Origin of the sequence: Nocardia sp. GCM10030253 (assembly GCF_042675075.1) — a bacterium.
Taxonomy (GTDB): Bacteria; Actinomycetota; Actinomycetes; order Mycobacteriales; family Mycobacteriaceae; genus Nocardia.
Window position 1 is genome coordinate 70,707 of record NZ_JBHTDL010000009.1, and the last position, 16,536, is coordinate 87,242.

General features: G+C 66.2%; 15 protein-coding genes. 4 read left to right on the forward strand and 11 right to left on the reverse strand.

Translation table 11 applies throughout. The features are described from left to right. The first annotated feature begins 72 nt into the window (after positions 1 to 72). Positions 73 to 1,029, forward strand: a complete 957-nt coding sequence (locus ACFQZZ_RS21120; protein WP_378683360.1) for a LysR family transcriptional regulator — start codon at positions 73 to 75, stop codon at positions 1,027 to 1,029. Here ACFQZZ_RS21120 and ACFQZZ_RS21125 read toward each other — a convergent pair. The 7 genes from ACFQZZ_RS21125 to ACFQZZ_RS21155 form a co-directional block, all read right to left on the reverse strand. After that, positions 989 to 1,792 (reverse strand): NAD(P)H-binding protein, encoded by an 804-nt coding sequence (locus ACFQZZ_RS21125; RefSeq protein ID WP_378683363.1) that lies wholly within the window; start codon positions 1,790 to 1,792, stop codon positions 989 to 991. The two genes, ACFQZZ_RS21120 and ACFQZZ_RS21125, sit on opposite strands and share 41 nt — an antisense overlap. 153 nt (positions 1,793 to 1,945) lie before the next feature. Further along, positions 1,946 to 2,812, reverse strand: a complete 867-nt coding sequence (locus ACFQZZ_RS21130; RefSeq protein WP_378683366.1) for an alpha/beta fold hydrolase — start codon at positions 2,810 to 2,812, stop codon at positions 1,946 to 1,948. A gap of 54 nt (positions 2,813 to 2,866) precedes the next feature. Continuing rightward, the gene (locus ACFQZZ_RS21135) at positions 2,867 to 4,024 is read right to left on the reverse strand and encodes an MFS transporter (RefSeq protein WP_378683369.1); all 1,158 of its coding nucleotides are present in this window, start codon (positions 4,022 to 4,024) and stop codon (positions 2,867 to 2,869) included. Between the two features lie 199 nt (positions 4,025 to 4,223). Beyond that, positions 4,224 to 4,688, reverse strand: a complete 465-nt coding sequence (locus ACFQZZ_RS21140; protein ID WP_378683372.1) for a DUF5130 domain-containing protein — start codon at positions 4,686 to 4,688, stop codon at positions 4,224 to 4,226. Then, positions 4,675 to 4,950 carry a hypothetical protein gene (locus tag ACFQZZ_RS21145; RefSeq protein WP_378683374.1) on the reverse strand — a complete coding sequence of 92 codons (276 nt, stop codon included), beginning with the start codon at positions 4,948 to 4,950 and terminating at the stop codon, positions 4,675 to 4,677. The genes ACFQZZ_RS21140 and ACFQZZ_RS21145 overlap by 14 nt, the downstream gene beginning before the upstream one ends. Before the next feature lie 68 nt (positions 4,951 to 5,018). Beyond that, the gene (locus ACFQZZ_RS21150) at positions 5,019 to 6,620 is read right to left on the reverse strand and encodes a glycoside hydrolase family 13 protein (RefSeq protein ID WP_378684080.1); all 1,602 of its coding nucleotides are present in this window, start codon (positions 6,618 to 6,620) and stop codon (positions 5,019 to 5,021) included. A gap of 137 nt (positions 6,621 to 6,757) precedes the next feature. Then, positions 6,758 to 7,180, reverse strand: coding sequence for a globin (locus ACFQZZ_RS21155; RefSeq protein WP_378683376.1), 423 nt, complete (start codon positions 7,178 to 7,180; stop codon positions 6,758 to 6,760). A 263-nt stretch (positions 7,181 to 7,443) separates the two neighbouring features. Here ACFQZZ_RS21155 and ACFQZZ_RS21160 point away from each other — a divergent pair, with 263 nt between their 5' ends. Further along, on the forward strand, positions 7,444 to 8,178 hold the full coding sequence (locus ACFQZZ_RS21160; protein WP_378684083.1) for an HNH endonuclease: 735 nt from the start codon (positions 7,444 to 7,446) through the stop codon (positions 8,176 to 8,178). Positions 8,179 to 8,189: 11 nt separating this feature from the next. On the opposite strand, the gene ACFQZZ_RS21165 is transcribed toward ACFQZZ_RS21160, so the two are convergent. Further along, the gene (locus tag ACFQZZ_RS21165) at positions 8,190 to 8,759 is read right to left on the reverse strand and encodes a helix-turn-helix domain-containing protein (RefSeq protein ID WP_378683379.1); all 570 of its coding nucleotides are present in this window, start codon (positions 8,757 to 8,759) and stop codon (positions 8,190 to 8,192) included. 80 nt (positions 8,760 to 8,839) lie between these two features. On the opposite strand from ACFQZZ_RS21165, the gene ACFQZZ_RS21170 reads away from it, so the two are divergent. Both ACFQZZ_RS21170 and ACFQZZ_RS21175 read left to right on the forward strand, forming a co-directional pair. Beyond that, the gene (locus ACFQZZ_RS21170) at positions 8,840 to 9,616 is read left to right on the forward strand and encodes an AzlC family ABC transporter permease (RefSeq protein WP_378683382.1); all 777 of its coding nucleotides are present in this window, start codon (positions 8,840 to 8,842) and stop codon (positions 9,614 to 9,616) included. 121 nt (positions 9,617 to 9,737) lie between these two features. Further along, positions 9,738 to 10,058 carry an AzlD domain-containing protein gene (locus ACFQZZ_RS21175; protein WP_378683385.1) on the forward strand — a complete coding sequence of 107 codons (321 nt, stop codon included), beginning with the start codon at positions 9,738 to 9,740 and terminating at the stop codon, positions 10,056 to 10,058. A gap of 32 nt (positions 10,059 to 10,090) precedes the next feature. Here ACFQZZ_RS21175 and ACFQZZ_RS21180 read toward each other — a convergent pair whose 3' ends face one another. Genes ACFQZZ_RS21180 through ACFQZZ_RS21190 form a run of 3 tightly spaced genes read right to left on the reverse strand, consistent with a single transcriptional unit; the run spans position 10,091 to position 16,237 of the window. After that, positions 10,091 to 10,756, reverse strand: coding sequence for a hypothetical protein (locus ACFQZZ_RS21180; protein ID WP_378683388.1), 666 nt, complete (start codon positions 10,754 to 10,756; stop codon positions 10,091 to 10,093). Between the two features lie 40 nt (positions 10,757 to 10,796). After that, on the reverse strand, positions 10,797 to 11,246 hold the full coding sequence (locus ACFQZZ_RS21185; RefSeq protein ID WP_378684086.1) for an acyl-CoA thioesterase: 450 nt from the start codon (positions 11,244 to 11,246) through the stop codon (positions 10,797 to 10,799). A 50-nt stretch (positions 11,247 to 11,296) separates the two neighbouring features. Next, on the reverse strand, positions 11,297 to 16,237 hold the full coding sequence (locus ACFQZZ_RS21190; RefSeq protein ID WP_378683391.1) for an NAD-glutamate dehydrogenase: 4,941 nt from the start codon (positions 16,235 to 16,237) through the stop codon (positions 11,297 to 11,299). Positions 16,238 to 16,536 lie beyond the last annotated feature (299 nt).

The window sequence follows — 16,536 nt, forward strand, 5'->3', positions numbered from 1 at the left end:
GGGCCGGACACCTGATACGAGGCGTGCTCGTCCACCACAACGGTGGGACGAGCACGCCTCAGCGGGAGCAGCGTGGAACTTCGAGATATCGAGATTTTCTTGGTCCTTGCCGATGAACTGCACTTCGGAAGGACAGCGGAGCGGTTGGGTGTGTCCTCGGGACGCATCAGCCAAGTGATCAAACAGCAGGAAAGCCGTATCGGCGCACCGCTGTTCGTGCGCACCAGCCGTCAGGTGACGCTCACCCCCATCGGTAGCCAACTGCGCGACGATCTGGCTCCCGGCTACCAGCAGATCAAGCAGGCGATCGCCAGGGCGACCGCCAACGGGCGCGGCATCACCGGGATACTGCGAGTCGGCTTCTCCGGCGCGTGGTCCGGCAATCTCATCGTCGCGGCGGGCGATCTGTTCCGAACGCGCTACCCCGAATGCGAAATTCAGATCCAAGAGCAGGTGCTCAACAACCGCTTCGGGCCATTGCGCACCCGCGAACTCGACCTTCAGCTCGCCGAATTTCCCGCCGAAGAGCCCGATATCACGACGGGCCCCATCATCTTCTCTCATCCCCGTGCGCTCACCGTTCCCGCGGCCCATCCCCTGGCCGGTCGCGAGTCGGTGTCGCTCGAGGATCTTGCGGACTACCCATTGATCACGATCATCGGGCCACCGCAGTACTTTCTCGACTTCCACCTTCCGCGCCACACGCCGTTGGGCCAACCCATTCCACGGGGCCCGGCGACGACCGCGTGGCAGGAAATACTCTCGCTCGTCAGCGCGGGAAAAGCGGTCTGCCCCACGTCCATTCGCTCGGCCGAGTACTACGCCCGCCCCGATCTCGCCTACGTTCCCTTCCGGGACGCTCCGACCATGGACTTCGGACTCACCTGGCTGACCGCGGCCGAGAGCGTCAAGATCCGAACCTTCGTCCAGACCATCCTGGAGGTCGCCGAGGACTTCCCCGGCACGGTCGCCTCCGACCGGCGCAGCGTCAGCGAAACAGGTCGGCGTGTGCGGCTGCCCACTGTTTGAAGGTCGTGCCGGGAGCGCCGGTGATGTCGGCGACTGTCGTGTTGGCCGGTATGGGGTGGTCGACCATCATCGCGAGGCCGTCTGCGTACCACTCGGCGTACTCCCCCATGGTTGGTGTCAGCAACTGGATCAGTTCGGCGCGTGAGACTTTCACGAACTCGACCGGGCTGCCGATGACTTCGGCGAGCTGCTGGACCCGGGCGGCTCGGGTCAGTGTTTCCGGGCCGGTGAGGTTGTAGGTTCGGCCCTCGTGTCCGTCGGACAGCAGGACGGTCGCGGCGACTCGCGCGATGTCGTCCATCGTGATCGGGGCGTTCGCGGAATCGGGATAGGGTTCGCGGACCTGACCGGTCGAGCGCACTTGATCCGCCCACATCGCGGTGTTCTCGGTGAACTCGCCCGCGTACAGGTGGGTCCAGTCGGCACCCGACTTCTCGACGGCGTGCGCGATCGGCTGCCATTCGGTGTTCGCGTCGCCGGAGAGGTCGACAATCTGCCGGATACCAGCGTCTTTCGCCAATTGAACAACCTCGTCGACGGTTTCCAGTACCGGAGCCAGGTACATCCGGTCCACGCCGTCCAAGGCCGCTGGTAGCGAGGCGACTCGGCGCAGGTAGCCCTCGGCGACCTCGACACCGGCGGGTAGTGCGGCCCGCTCCGGGTTGTTGGTCAGCGCGCGCACATCGTCGGCTCCCGCAGCCAGCAGGTGGTCGACGACCATCCGGCCGATGTTCCCGGTGGCACCAGTGACAAGAATCTTCATCCCACTACTGTTTGCAAGCTTTCGGGGATCGCGCAAGGGGCAATTCTACGAGTGCCCAGTGTGCTTCGCCGACCTCACGTGACAGCTGGTGCCTCGTCGAAACGAAGCGTGCGCATCCATGGTGATGCGCACGCCTTCGTATTTCGGTTGCCTTCAGCCGAGCTTGCGCCCGAGGAAGTCGCGGATCAGCGCGGCGATCTCGGTGCCGTGGGTCTCCAGTGCGAAATGGCCCGCGTCGAGGAGGTGCAGTTCGGCGTCGGGCAGGTCACGCAGGAAGGCGCGGGCACCGTCCGGGCCGAAGATCTCGTCGTGCTCACCCCAGGTGATCAGGACCGGCGGCCGGTGTTCGGCGAAATACTTCTGGAAATCTGGGTAGCCGTCGAGGTTGAGCTTGTAGTCCGCGAACAGCTGGAGCTGAATCTCCTTGTTGCCGGGGCGATCCAGGTAATGCTGATCCAGGGTCCAGGTGTCGGGGCTGACCAGCGCCAGCCGGTCGGCCGGAACGCCATGTGTGTACTGCCACTTCGTCGCGTCGAGGTCGAGCAGCTTGCGCACGGCGGGCTCATGCGCGGCCCGATCGTTGGCGTGTGCGAACAACACCTCCCAGAACGGCGTGAAGCCCTCCAGGTAGGCGTTGCCGCTCTGGGTGATGATCGCGGTGACACGGTCGGGATTTCGCGAGGCGATGCGCAGCCCGATCGGTGCGCCGTAGTCCTGGATGTAGAGGGCGAACTGCTCGACACCCACGGTGTCCAGCAGTTCCAGGGTGATCTCGGTGAGCTTCTCGAAGCTGTAGTCGAATGCGAGCACCGACGGCATCGCCGACTGGCCGAACCCGATGTGGTCGGGCGCGATCAGGTGATAGTCCGCGGCCAGCTCGGGCAGCAGGTTGCGGAACATCGCCGAGCTGGTCGGAAAGCCGTGCAGCAGTACGAGTGTCGGCTTGGATGGGTCGCCCGCCTCGCGGTAGAAGACCGGCAGGCCCTGGATTTCGACGGTGTTGTGGCGTACCTCGGTCATTTCGGTTTTTCTCCTGTTTCCTTGTTGGGTGGGGTTATTCGGGTCGAGCGGCATTCAGGCCGCGCTGGTGGCGAGTTCGGATTCGGGATGCCGAACGGGGGTGAGCAGTAGAGCTGCGGCGATGCTGAAGGCGAGGCCGAGCGCGAAATAGCCTTGGTAACTGTCTGTTCGGGCATGAATCAGGCCTGCGACGGCAAGACCCGCCGCGGCGGCGAGCTGGTGGATCACCCAGGCGGGTGCCAAGGTCCGACCCATCCGGGCGGGGTCGAGACCGCGTGAGACGACCGCCATTGTCAGCGGGACGATCGGGAAGGAAGCCGCTCCGAACAACACCGCAACCGCGATGAGCGCGACGGGACCGGTCGCCGAAACGGCCAGTGCCAGCGCGATGATCCGCGCCAGGTACAGGACGCGAAGCAGGGCCTCTGGTCGATACCGGTGCTGCAACCGAACCAGGGCGGCAGAGGTGAGTCCGGCGGCCAACGCCGCGAGAGCCACCAGGCGCCCCGCCGCGACCACCGACCAGCCCACCTCGACGGCATGCTTGGGCAGCAGCAGGATCACCGCGTACAAGGTCGCCGAGTGCAGGCCGAACGAGATCAGGACCTTGCCCCGCCCCGACAGCGACTCCGCTTGCCCGGCAACGGCATTGGCCACACGGTCAGTAGGCAGGATGGCCCACAGAATGCCGGTGACCGCCAGCCCCACCGCGCCGAGCATGGCGTAGGTGGCTCGGACGCCGACCGGTTCGAACAGCGCGGTCGCCGCCCACGGCCCGATCAGCTGCCCCAGGTTGATGCCGACCGCCGCTCTCGTCAGCGCCGGGCCCACCTGGTTCCCGAGGGATCGCCCGATCAACGTGGTGACCGTCAGCGTGGACGAGGCCGCGAAGCCGAGCCCGCCGAGCAGCATGTAGGCCCCGACGAATTCCCAGGTCTCCCGCGCCACCGCGAGCGCGAGGTAGCTGCCGGAGATGAGCGTCAGCCCGCCGATCAATACCGCCTTGGATCCGATGCTGTCGAGCAGCCTGCCGACGAAGGGCTGGGCGAACCCGGTCACCGTGGTCCCCAATGCCGCCGCGACGGCCAAAGCCGTCGCGCTCACACCGTAGGAGGCGGCGGTCGGCGCGAAGAACACTCCCATCGAGAAGTTCAGGCCGAACGACACGGTCATTGCCGCAAGCCCGGCCCAAGCGACCTGTGCGCGTCGCATACTCACCACCTTCTAACCGTCTAAATCACTTTCAAGGGTTAACTTTGAACCCAAGACGCTAACCTGTCAATGTGACTTAAATGGTTAGAATGCGGGAATAATTCCGGCTGTCGGCGATACCACGTTGGGGCGAAACGCAACCGGCGCGTTCACCCGAGTGGGGTGAACGCGCCGGTGCACGTTGGTGTGCGGCCGCGAATCAGCGGCCGATGGCTGCGGCCATGACGCGGACCGCGGAGACCAGACCGTCGATGAGCTCGCCCTGACGGAAGGAGCTGAGCGCGGCGGTGACGCCGAGCTGGCAGACCCGATCGTTGGCACGGTCGGCGACCTCGCTGCCGGAACGGACCTCGATCGCGCGATCGTTGGGCGACACGGCGATGAGCACCGAGTGCGCCGCCTCGGGGGTCCCGGGGAAGATCGCGTCCGCGCCTGCGGCCGGGTCGCCACCGAGATCGCCGATGTAGATGTTGAAGCGAACCTTGGTCGCCCTGGTCGCCTCGGTGAGCACGTTGTCCATCGCCAGCCGCTCTTCATCACTGAACGGCGCTTCCTTGAACACATCGCCGGCCTCGTGCACGCCGGACACCCGTCCGCTGGTGGTGACGACGTATCCGTGCGGTAGATCGGCCTCGACCACCGCGGGCCAATTAGAACTTGCCACTTGCCCGGCCTCCGATCAGCTCCGCCTCGGCGGATTCGATAGCCGCATGGGTGCCATGCGGGGTCTCAGCGTGGTGACCCTGGATGGTCACCTCGTCGGTAGCACTCCACAGCACCGGCGGCTGTGTCCACTTCTGACCGAGGTCGTAGTGGACCGGCTTCTCACCGGCCAGTGGCTTACCGAGATACGACAATCCGGCGATCGCGCCGTAGATCACCAGCGGGATGCCGACGAAGATCAACACTGTCTCGAGAATGCTCACGGACCAACGGTAGACGATCGCGTGTAGTAGATCGTTTTCTGGTCGAGCCGTCCACCGTTCGTGTCGAGTCAGACCAGCCAGGCCGCGGCGTTCGCGGGCAGCTGTCCGTTCTCCGGTGGCGCGCTCGCCAGCACTACCTCACCCGGCGGCAACGAGATCGGGACGGCCGAGGCGTTCAGCACGCAGACCAGCCCACCCGGTCGCCGGAAGGCGAGGCAACCCGCGGGGCTGCCGTACCACTCGATCCGTGGACCTGAGAATTCCGGTCGTAGGCGGCGCAATTCGATCGCCATCCGGTAGAGCGACAGGGTGGAACCGAGCTCCTCCAGCTGCGCCTCCACCGTCAGCCCCGTCCATTCCGGTGGAACCGGCAGCCAGGATGTCGCGGCGGCGGTGAAACCGAACGGCGGCGCGCTCCCCTCCCATGGCAGCGGCACCCGGCAGCCGTCGCGACCGCGTTCGGTGTGCCCGGAGCGTTCCCAGACCGGGTCCTGCAGCACCTCCTCCGGCAGATCGTCCACGTTGGGCAGGCCGAGCTCGGAGCCGTTGTAGATGAACACCGCGCCTGGCAGGGCCAGTTCGACCATGAACATCGCTCGCGCCCGTGCCACGCCGTCGACACCGCCGCCGTAGCGGGTGACCTCGCGGGCGATGTCGTGATTGGACAGGGTCCAGGTGGGCGATGCGCCGACCGGCGCGACCGCGGCCAGGGAGTTGTCGATCGCCGTACGCACGGCATCGGCCGTGAAGAGGGTCTGAGCCAGCCGGAAATTGAAGGCGAGATGCAGTTCGTCCGCACGCAGGTACTCGCCGAATCGGATGTTGTCGTCCACCCACACCTCGCCGATAGCGACCGCGTCCGGGTACTCGTCGAGCACCTTGCGGATGCGGCGGTGGATTTCGTGCACGGCCGGATTGTTGAATCGGGGGTCACTGTCGTCGTTCACCAGCAGCCTGGTCTGGACGACCTCCATATCGGGCAGTCCGTCCGGCTTCGCCATCCCGTGCGCCACGTCGAGCCGAAACCCGTCGACGCCCCGGTCGAGCCAGAACCGCAGGGTCTCCTCGAAATCGGCGGCCACCTCCGGGTTTTCCCAGTTCAAGTCCGGCTGTTCGGCCGCGAAGATGTGCAGATACCACTCGCCCGGCGTGCCGTCGGCCTCGGTGACGCGAGTCCAGGCAGGTCCGCCGAAGATGCTCGGCCAATTGTTCGGCGGCTGTGCGCCATCGGGACCCCGGCCGGGACGGAAGATGTAGCGGGCGCGTTCTCGGCTGCCCGGTGCCGCGGACAGTGCCGCGGCGAACCAGGGATGCTCACTGCTGGTGTGGTTCGGCACCAGGTCCATCGTGACCTTGATGTGGCGGCCGTGCGCCTCGGCGATCAGTTCGTCCATCGCCGCCACGCCGCCGAACAGCGGGTCGATATCGCGTGGATCGGCCACGTCGTAACCGCCGTCGGCCATCGGCGAGCGCATCACCGGACATATCCATAGTGCGTCGACACCGAGTAGTTCCAGGTAGCCGAGCCGCTCGCGGACACCGCCGAGATCGCCGATGCCATCAGCGTCGGAGTCCGCGAAGGATCTTGGATAAACCTGGTAGAACACGGCCGACCGCCACCATGGTTGCGTGGTGCGATCCACCGACGCCGGAACGGCTGGTGTATCAATCACACCCGTAATAGTGCCAAAACTATGCGGCAAAATCGCTCAGGCTGACCAACGTTCTCAACATCGGGCAAATCATCAGCATTCGATGATGTGTGCCGAAAACCCTGGCGCCATCTCGATACTCGAACGCGACGACCTCAGAAGTTGGCGTTCATCAGCGAATTCGCCGCCATCTCCAGGTAGTCGAGCAGCGCCTTGCGATGCTCGTCGTCGAGCACCGCGGGCTCGATCTCCGCCACGCCGATGCGCATGCAGCGCAGCCACGCGTCCCGCTCCACCGGACCGATGGTGAACGGCATGTGCCGCATCCGAAGCCGTGGGTGCCCGCGCTCCTCGGAGTAGGTACGTGGACCGCCCCAGTACTGCTCGAGAAACATCCGCAGTCGCCGCTCGGCGGGACCGAGGTCCTCCTCCGGGTACAGCGGGCGCAGCACCTCATCGGCCGCCACTTCGCGGTAGAACGAGGCGAGGATCCGCTGGAACGTCGCCGCACCACCGACCGCCTCGTAGAACGACTGCTGCGCCGTTTTCTGACCCACCGCTTGCTCGCCGGAAGTCATCAGGTCCTCTCGATCGGGGCCGAATACTGGTTGTTTCGAGCGACCCGCAAGAGATCGCCAGCGGGTTCTTTGCGAGCGACCCGCAAGCGATCGCCAGTGGCCGCAGTCCATTGTGCCCGTGTCACGAACGCGCGGCCCTTCAACCACAGTTCATCCGACATTGTGCGAAATCACCGTGCAATAGCCGGCGTTCCATGGTCAACTGGGTGGCAGTGTCTGCCGAGATACCACATGATCTTGAAATCGACGAAATCGGGGTCCCCATGAAGCAGCGGCACGGCCGATCACACGAGGCCAGGACGCACCGACAACTCCAGCCCGCCGACGTCCACAATCGTGGGTCGGGGGCTACTCCGCTGCACATCTTGTCCGATCACTATCCGGGTGCACATCGCACCGATGAGATTCCCCATCACGGTGACCCCTCCCGTCACAGTGAACATGGTCACTACCTCGCGTCCGTCCCCAGCGAGGGCACCAACTGGTTGAAGCGCCGGGTGCTGCTTCTGAATGCCACCTACGAGCCGCTCACCGCCCTGTCCGCGCGCCGCGCCGTCGTCCTACTCATCTGCGACAAGGCAGACACCGTCCACCACGATCCAGAGGGTTCGGTGGTCCACTCCGCCGAGGCCGCGGTCAGCATTCCGTCGGTGATCCGGCTGCGCAGCTACGTGCACGTGCCCTACCGAGCCCGCGTCCCGATGACCCGTGCCGCCCTCATGCATCGAGACCGCTATCGCTGCGGTTACTGCGGCGGCAAGGCAGACACCATCGACCACGTCATCCCGCGCAGCCGCGGCGGCGAACACTCGTGGGAGAACTGCGTCGCCAGCTGCGCGCCGTGCAATCACCGCAAGGCCGACAAAATGCTCAGCGAGCTGGGCTGGACACTGCGCTCGCCGTTGGTCTCGCCGAAGGGACCGCACTGGCGACTGTTGTCGACCACCGCCGATCTCGACCCGGTGTGGTTGCCGTATCTCGGTGAGGGCGCCGCCTGAGCAGCTCCTGGTCAGGTGTACTCGATCACCAGAATCGCCCAGGTGCCCGGTTCGAGTGCCTCGAAAACGTGCGGGACATCGCCCGGGTACGAGATGTAGTCGCCGGGATGTAGTTCGACGGGTGCGTCGGTGAGACCGACGAACGCCCGCCCGGTGGCAAGCAACACGTGCTCGACGACACCGGGGATATGCGGGTCCGACCTGCGCGCATGTCCTGGCTCGGCGGTGATCCGGAAGAGATCGCGCCGCGAACTGTTCGGTGCTGCCGCCAGCAAGGTGGCGCGGTAGTCGGATTGTTCGGCGACCACCACCGGCCCCTCCCCCGCACGAATCACCTGCACATTGGGGCGGGGCGGGCCGAGCAGGCGGGAGAAGGGCATATCCAGCGCTACGCACAGCGCCCAGAGCGTCTCGAGGCTCGGATTTCCGGTGCCCGATTCCAGTTGGGACAGAGTGGATTTCGCGATGCCCGCGCGGCTCGCCACCTCGGTGAGCGACAGGCCGGCCCGCGTACGTTCCCGACGCAACGACGCGGCGATCACCGCCTGCGGCGTCGTCACCGTCGATTCTTCCTGCACCATGCCCCGCTCTCGTCGAGTAGAAGACCGCCCAACAGAAAACCATATTGACGAACCGCCCAACCATGTTCAGTATAAGAAACATGCGTTCGATATGGCGAACACTCGATCGGGGCACGCACTCCGGCATCGCGGCGGTATGCTTCGCGGTCGCGCTGATCGGTGTTTCCTACGGCGCCACCGCCGTCACCTCGGGTTTTCCGCTCTGGTTGCCCATTGTCCTCGGCGTGCTGATTCTGGCCGGCGGGTCGGAGTTTCTATTCATCGGCATCATCGCCGCAGGCGGCAGCCCCATCGCGGCGGCACTGGCCGGGCTGCTGGTCAATGCCAGGCATGTGCCGTACGGGCTGTCGATTCCCGATGTGGTCGGCACCGGCTGGCGGCGACCCATCGGCGTGCACGTGATGAACGACGAATCCGTCGCGCTGGCCCTGGCCCAGCCCGATGTCGCGCGCAGACAGGCCGCGTATTGGATCAGCGGCCTCGGCGTGCTGCTCGCGTGGCCGGGTGGCGCGGCGATCGGCGCGCTGATCGGAACCGTGGTGCCCGATACTTCGGTGCTCGGACTCGATGCGGTGTTCCCCGCTGTGCTGTTGGCGTTGGTGGTGCCCGCGCTGCGCGCGCGGGCGACGACGCTGCGCGCGGCCCTGTTCGGTGCTGTGGCGGCCGTGGCGAGTGCGCCGTTTCTGCCTGCTGGGATGCCGGTGCTCGTCGCGCTGACCGGGGTGGTGTTCGCCGCGCGGGAACGGGGTGAGGACGCCGCACCCATGCGCGGGGACGCTGACGCTACACCGAAACGGGGTGGGGACGGTGCGGCGGAACGCTGCGGGGACGCTGCGGCGGAACGGTGCGATGGATGAGCGCACACCTGGCGTTCGGGTCGGAATCGGCTCTGTCCGTTTCGGACGCAATAGCCTGCACCGGGCTGACGCTCGACCGGCCAACACTCGATCTACTCGCTGACGATGGGTTGGTGCGCTGATGGTTTCGCCGTTGTTGATGGCCGCCGCACTCGTACTCGCGGTGGGCACGTATGCCTTCCGGTGGGCCGGGCCCGCACTGCGGACACGGATCCGATTCCCCGCTCGGGCAACACAATTGCTGGACGTGGGCGCGGTGGTGCTGCTGACTGCGCTGGTGGCGGTGACCACCTTCCCCATCGGATCCGGTCATATCGGTTTCGCGCTGCCCGCCGGAGTGATAGTCGGCGGTCTGCTGGCTTGGCGCAACCAACCGCTGCTTGTCGTCATCGTCGCGGCCGCCGCGACCACGGCCGGGCTGCGTCTGCTAGGCGTGTCCTGACGGCAGAAGGGTGCGGGAATTCGGGTGGCGGGTCAGGTGGGGGTCAGCGGGATGGGCCCGGCCATCCGGCGGGCGACGGAGCCGTAGCGGGCGTCGATGCGTAGCCAGGTTTTGGTGGCGCGGACTCGGACTATTTCGGTGGGGAGGATGCGGCGGGAGTCGGCTTTATCGCCGGAATGCGGGATGAAATCCATTGCGGTGAGCGCGAAGACGACTCGCATGGGTACTTCCACCTGTGCGTTCGTGGCAGATACGGTCAACACCGTTTGATCGAGCAGCGAGGCGGGCGGGCCGTGGCTGCTGCCATGCTCCTTGGCCAATTGCGCGCCCTGTTCGGCGAGCTCGACCAGAGTGCGGGCGGGGACGTCGTCGACGTGGATAAAGCCGTCGGTGGGCGGCAGCGCGCCGCGCCAGGCGGAGTCCATCGAGTAACCGAGGTCGATCGGGCTTCCGGTCGCGAGGCCCGCCAGCACCAGGTCGGCGCCGACGGTGACATCGTCGACGCCGATCTCGGCGACCACGGTCCGCACGGCCAGCGCTTCGAAACCTGTTGCTACCCAGCCGGACACGAAACGATCCCCGCGACGGCGCAACCGCACCACCGCCGCGGGGTCCAGACGCACGGCCCGGGTGAGAAAGGTCGCGAGATTCTCTCGCTCGGCTGGATCGGAAACCTCCAGCACGCGTTGCCCGGTCATCACGCTGTTGTCACCGCGCGGTTGTCACCGTGTGAGCGGGTCACTCCATCCACTCGGCGAGATAGTCGCGCTCGGCCTCGGTGATCCGGCGCAGCCGCTGCTGCTGGATATCGAACGCGGCGATCTGCGTGGAGGCGATCACCGCGGCCGGCGAGTCCGGCGCGGCAGCGGCCGCCCGCACCTCGTAGCCGATGGTGAAGTCGACCGCGCGCAGCTGCTCGATCCACATGGCGATATCGAGCGGGGTGTCCTCGTGGCGCAGCTGGCCGCGGTATCGCACCCGCAGGTCGGCAAGCACGCAGCCCTCCCGCAGCGGCGCGGTCGGGCGGCCGTCCTCGAACAGCCACGGGATCCGCGCCTCTTCCAGCAGTGTCACCATCCGGGCATGGTTGACGTGCTGGAACACGTCCATGTCCGACCACCTGACGTCCACCTTGGCGTGGAAGCGCTTCGGCAGCACAAGACTGCTGCCGCGAGCGACTGCTTGCAGGTCGCTCGAAACAACACTGTGCGCCTGCCCGTTACCGTTCAACGAACTCGTCAACGTGGTACCTCCGATTGGGCGCCCACCCCGCTCACCATGCTTCGCACTTGCCGCGCTGCAACCGACAACGTGGCGAGATCGTGGGTTCCGGACTCGAACAATTCCGACAGTGCGGCCCGAGCACGCCCGAGCCGAGACTGATTCTTCGACTCCCAGTATGCAATCTTTTCATCGGCGGTCTCTTCCGGGTCACCGCCGGAGAGCACGTCGAGGGTCAGCGAGCGCAGCGAGCCGTACATGTCGTCGCGCAGCGCGAGCCGGGCGAGGGCGTGCCAGCGATCGCCGCGTTCCAGGTGGCTGACGGCCTGCAACAGCCAGTCGATCTTCAAATGGTCGTTCAGCGCGTAGTAGAGCGAGCCGACCTCGTCGCCGCTGCGATCGGTGATGTCTGCGATATCCAACACATCCAGCAGCGGGAAAAGATTCAGCAGTCCGAACACCTCGGTGGCCAGGTCGGTCGGCGCGCCGAGGGCGATCAGTTCCGCCGACTGGTCGGTCAGCGTCGCGACGTGGTGGCCACGCAGCCAACCGGGGACCTGCGGAGCCAGCTCCCGCACGCCCCTGCTGTACCTGTTGACCTCCGCACCGACCGCGATCGGCTGCGGCCGGTTGCTCAGCAGCCAGCGTGAGGCACGGTCGAGGGCGCGCTTGGTTTCCAGCTCCAGTTCGTCGCGGACGGAGACCGAGGCGTCGGCAGCCCGGATGCGGGCCCACATGTCGTGCAGGTCGAAGATTTCGGTGGTCGCCGCGAACGCACGCACCGCATCGGTGGTGGTGGCGCCGATCTCCTCGCTCAGCCGGTGCGGGTAGCTGATCCCGCCGTAGTCGACCATCTCGTTCACCAGCACCGTGGTGACGATCTCCCGGCGCAGCCGGTGCTTCTTGATCGCGGTACCGAATCGGCCACGCAGCGGCGTCGGGAAGTAGTCCGGCAGCCGGGTCGCGAAGTAGGTGCTGTCAGGCAGATCGGTGTCGAGCAGATCGGCCTTGAGCGAAAGCTTCACGTGCGCCATGAGATTGGCGAGCTCGGGAGACTCGAGGCCGGAACCCTCCTCCATCCTGCGCTTGATCTCGACATCCGACGGCAGCGCCTCCAGCTCCCGGTCCAGGCCGCGGCGCTGCTGCAGATCCTCGATGAGCCGCTGGTGCACATTCAGCATGCGCGGCGCCTCGGCACGCGAGATGCCCATCAGGAAGTTCTGGGACACGTTGTCCTGCAACACCATCTGCGCGACCTCGTCGGTCATCGAGGCGAGCAGCGGGTTGCGTTCGTCCTCGGTCAGCTGGCCCGCGCTGACCACGCCGTCGAGCAGCACCTTGATATTGACCTCGTGGTCGGAGCAGTCGACACCCGCCGAGTTGTCCAGGGCGTCGGTGTTCATCTTGCCGCCGCTGCGGCAGAACTCGATTCGGCCGAGCGCGGTCGCACCGAGGTTGCCGCCCTCGCCGATCACCTTGACCCGCAACTGGTTTCCATTGACACGCACCGGATCATTGGACTTGTCGCCGACCTCGGCATTGGTTTCGGTGCTCGCCTTGATGTAGGTGCCGATGCCCCCGTTCCACAGCAGGCCCACCGGGGCGAGCAGGATCGCGCGCACCAGCTCCGGCGGCGACAGTGCCTCCACCCCGTCGGCCAGACCGAGCGCCTTGCGTGTCTGCGGGCTGATCGGGACGGACTTCACCGTGCGATCCCACACGCCGCCGCCCTCGCTGATCAGCGCGACATCGTAATCGGCCCACGAGGAACGTGGCAGCGCGAACATCCGCTGCCGCTCGACGAAGGAGCGGGCGGCGTCCGGGTTCGGGTCGAGGAAGATGTGCCGGTGGTCGAACGCGGCGACCAGGCGGATGTGCTCGGAGAGCAGCATGCCGTTACCGAACACGTCGCCGCTCATGTCACCGACACCGACCACGGTGAAGTCCTGGGTCTGTGTATCGAGGTCCATCTCTTGGAAGTGGCGCTTCACGCTCTCCCATGCGCCCTTCGCGGTGATGCCCATCGCCTTGTGGTCATAACCCGCCGAACCACCGGACGCGAAGGCATCGCCCAACCAGAAACCGTACTGCTGGGCAACACCATTGGCGATATCGGAGAACGTCGCGGTGCCCTTATCCGCGGCAACCACCAGATAGGTATCGTCGCCGTCGCGCCGGACCACCCGCGCGGGCGGCAGCACAGCGCCGGTCGCAAGATCGACGTTGTCGGTGACGTCGAGCAGACCCGAGATGAAGGTGCGATAGCAGGCCACGCCCTCGGCAAGCATCGCCTGGCGGTCCACACCGGGATCACCGGTTGCCGCGGGCGACTGCTTCACCACGAAACCACCCTTCGCGCCGACCGGGACGATGACAGCGTTCTTAACCGCCTGCGCCTTCACCAGGCCGAGGATCTCGGTGCGGAAATCCTCCAGGCGGTCCGACCAGCGCAACCCGCCGCGCGCCACCGGACCGAAACGCAGATGCACGCCCTCGACCCGAGGCGAGTACACGAAGATCTCGAACTGCGGCCTCGGCTTGGGCAATTCGGCGATCTCGCGCGGCTCGAACTTTACCGACACAAACGACCGCGACATGCCCTCGGCGTCGGTCACGTAGTAGTTGGTCCGTAGCGTCGCCTTGATCAGCGAGAGGATGGCGCGCAGGATGCGGTCGGCGTCGAGGCTCACCACCTCGTCGATCCGGCCGTGCACCTGGGTCTCCAGATCGGCGGCGTGCAGGGACGACTGGTTGTCCGGTTCGAACCGCGCCGCGAACAAGTCGACGAACAACCGCGCGATATCCGGATAGGTGAGCAGCACTCTGGCGATATTCGCCTGACTGTATGGAAAGTCCGCCTGCTGCAAGTACTTCGAGTACGTGCGCAGGATCGACACCGCACGCCATGGCAGCCGGGCACGCAGCACGAGTTCATTGAGCGCGTCCGCTTCGGCGCGGCCGTACCAGACCGCTTCGAAGGCCTCGGTGAACCGCTCGCGCAGTCCACGCACCTCCGACTCCAATACGGCCATGCGAGCCGAGGACTCCAACAGTTCCGCGTCCAGATCCCGATCCAGTGAACTGCGCAGCAATTCGGGCCGTGCGACCAGGCCGAAGTCGTAGATCCACCGCTCGACAGCCTGATCGCCGCCGGGCGGCGCGTCGAGCTGGACCTGGTACGGCCGCTCGTCGACCACCTCGACCCCGAGGCTCTGCAACACCGGAAGCACCTGACTCAGTGACACGCCGGTACCGCCGATGAACAGCGTGAATCGCCAGGAGCCCGGGTCCGAATCCGCACGGCGATACAGGTGTTGGTCGATCGAGCCCTCGGAGAGCCGCTCCAACCGGACGATGTCGTACAACGCCCGGTCCGGTGCGAAGTCCTGCTTGTACCCCTCGGGGAACGCCTCTGCATAGCGCTGGACCAGACCCGGATCCAGCACCGTCGAGGTGCTCACCTCGTCGTTGAGGTGATCGCCCCAGGTTCGGCTCGCCTCGGCGAGCAGGTTCTGGATGCGCAGCCGGTTGGCCTCGGAAGTGTCGGCGACCGCCTCCGAGGTGCGCGGCACCCCGAACTCCGCCTCTGGCATCCGCACCGTGAAATAGACGCTGGCAAGCTCGCTTTCGCTGACCCGTGCCGAATAGTCGATGGAGACGCCACCCAGTTCGCGCACCAGGATTTCCTGCATCTCCAACCGCACCCGCGTGGTGTAGCGGTCCCGGGGCAGGTAGACCAGGCAGGCGACGAACCGGCCGTAGCCGTCCGAGCGCAGGAACAGCCGAACCTGCCTGCGCAGGCCGACATTGAGCACCGCGACCGCGGTCCGACGCATCGTCTCGACGTCCGAGGAGAACAGCTCGGTGCGCGGGAACGACTGGATGACCTCGAGCATCGCCTGCCCGGAGAACGACTCCAGATCGAACCCACTCGCCTCGATGACCGAGCGCACCCGGCGCGCGATGACCGGGATGTCCAGTACGTTCTCGTGCACCGCCGTGACGGTGAAGACACCGATGAACAGATGCTCACCGATGATGGTTCCGGCCTCGTCGAAGTCCGCGACGCCGACGAAGTACGGGTACACCGAGCGATGCACCGTGGCGGGCACCAAGCCCTGGGTCAACATCAGCAGCGGCCGCTCGCCGGCGTTGACCGGCACCCGGAAGTCGGTGCCGACATCGGGTCGCAGCACGCCGAGGCTGGTGCCGGGCAGTGGGGCCGATTCGGTCTGCCCCTCCGTGGTGGTGTGCTGGTAACGGGCGTAGCCCAGGACGGTGAAATTGCCACTGGCCAACCACCGCAGCAGGTTCGCGCAGTCCACCAGGTCGGTGTCGGAGAAGGGCGCCGTACCCGCCTTGGCCGCGAGTTCGAGGTCGTCGGCCAGCTTGCCCTGTACGTCGCGGATGGCCTCGGTGTCGCCGGTTACCTGGCGCACATCCGCAAGAACATCCGGCAGCGCTCCCTCGATCCGGTCCAGCAGCGCCCGGCTCGTCGAGGGGTGCAGTTGGACGTGCATCCACGATTCGCGCAGCCCGGTGCTGCCGTTGCCGTCCACCTCATGTGGGGCCGCCCTGAGCAGCCGCCCGTCCGCGTCACGCTCGACCTCGAAGATCGGGTGGATCACCTCGCTCACGCTGACGCCCATCCGGCTCAACGACGAGGTGATCGACTCCACCAGCAGCGCCATGTCATCGGTGACCAGTTGCACCGCGGCGCCGAGCCCGGACCCGTCGTCCGGGTGATACACCCGAACCAGCGCCCGCTCGGCCTGGCGGGTCATCGCCAACTCTGTGTGCCGTCGGAAGATCTGGGTGATACCGGTGATCGCGCAGTCCACATCGCCCGCGTCGACGTGGCGGAAATACGCCTCCTCGAGGGTAGCGAGATCGCCGCGCAACGCCTGCGGCAAACTCGCGGCCCACGCCGCGCTGGACAATTCGGACGAGACCGTCATTTTTCGCCAACTCCCTCGGATTCGGTTCCGCACCAAAGTGACGCCGGTCCGAGAGTAGCTGCGCCTCGTCGACGTAGGGGTGGAATCCCTTTCAATCCCAGGGTGTTCACCACTATCGCGAGGTTCGCCGCTCGATTGCCGCAGTCGACGATCCTGGCAGGGCAACCGATCGGACCGACGAAGTTATGTTGCCGCGTCGGCGATAAGACCTACCCAGTGATCGGACTGCGCCTTCGCATGCACAGATCCCACCCTAACCAGATCCGATCCGCGGCGCGGGCCGACCGTATTTCCTTCGG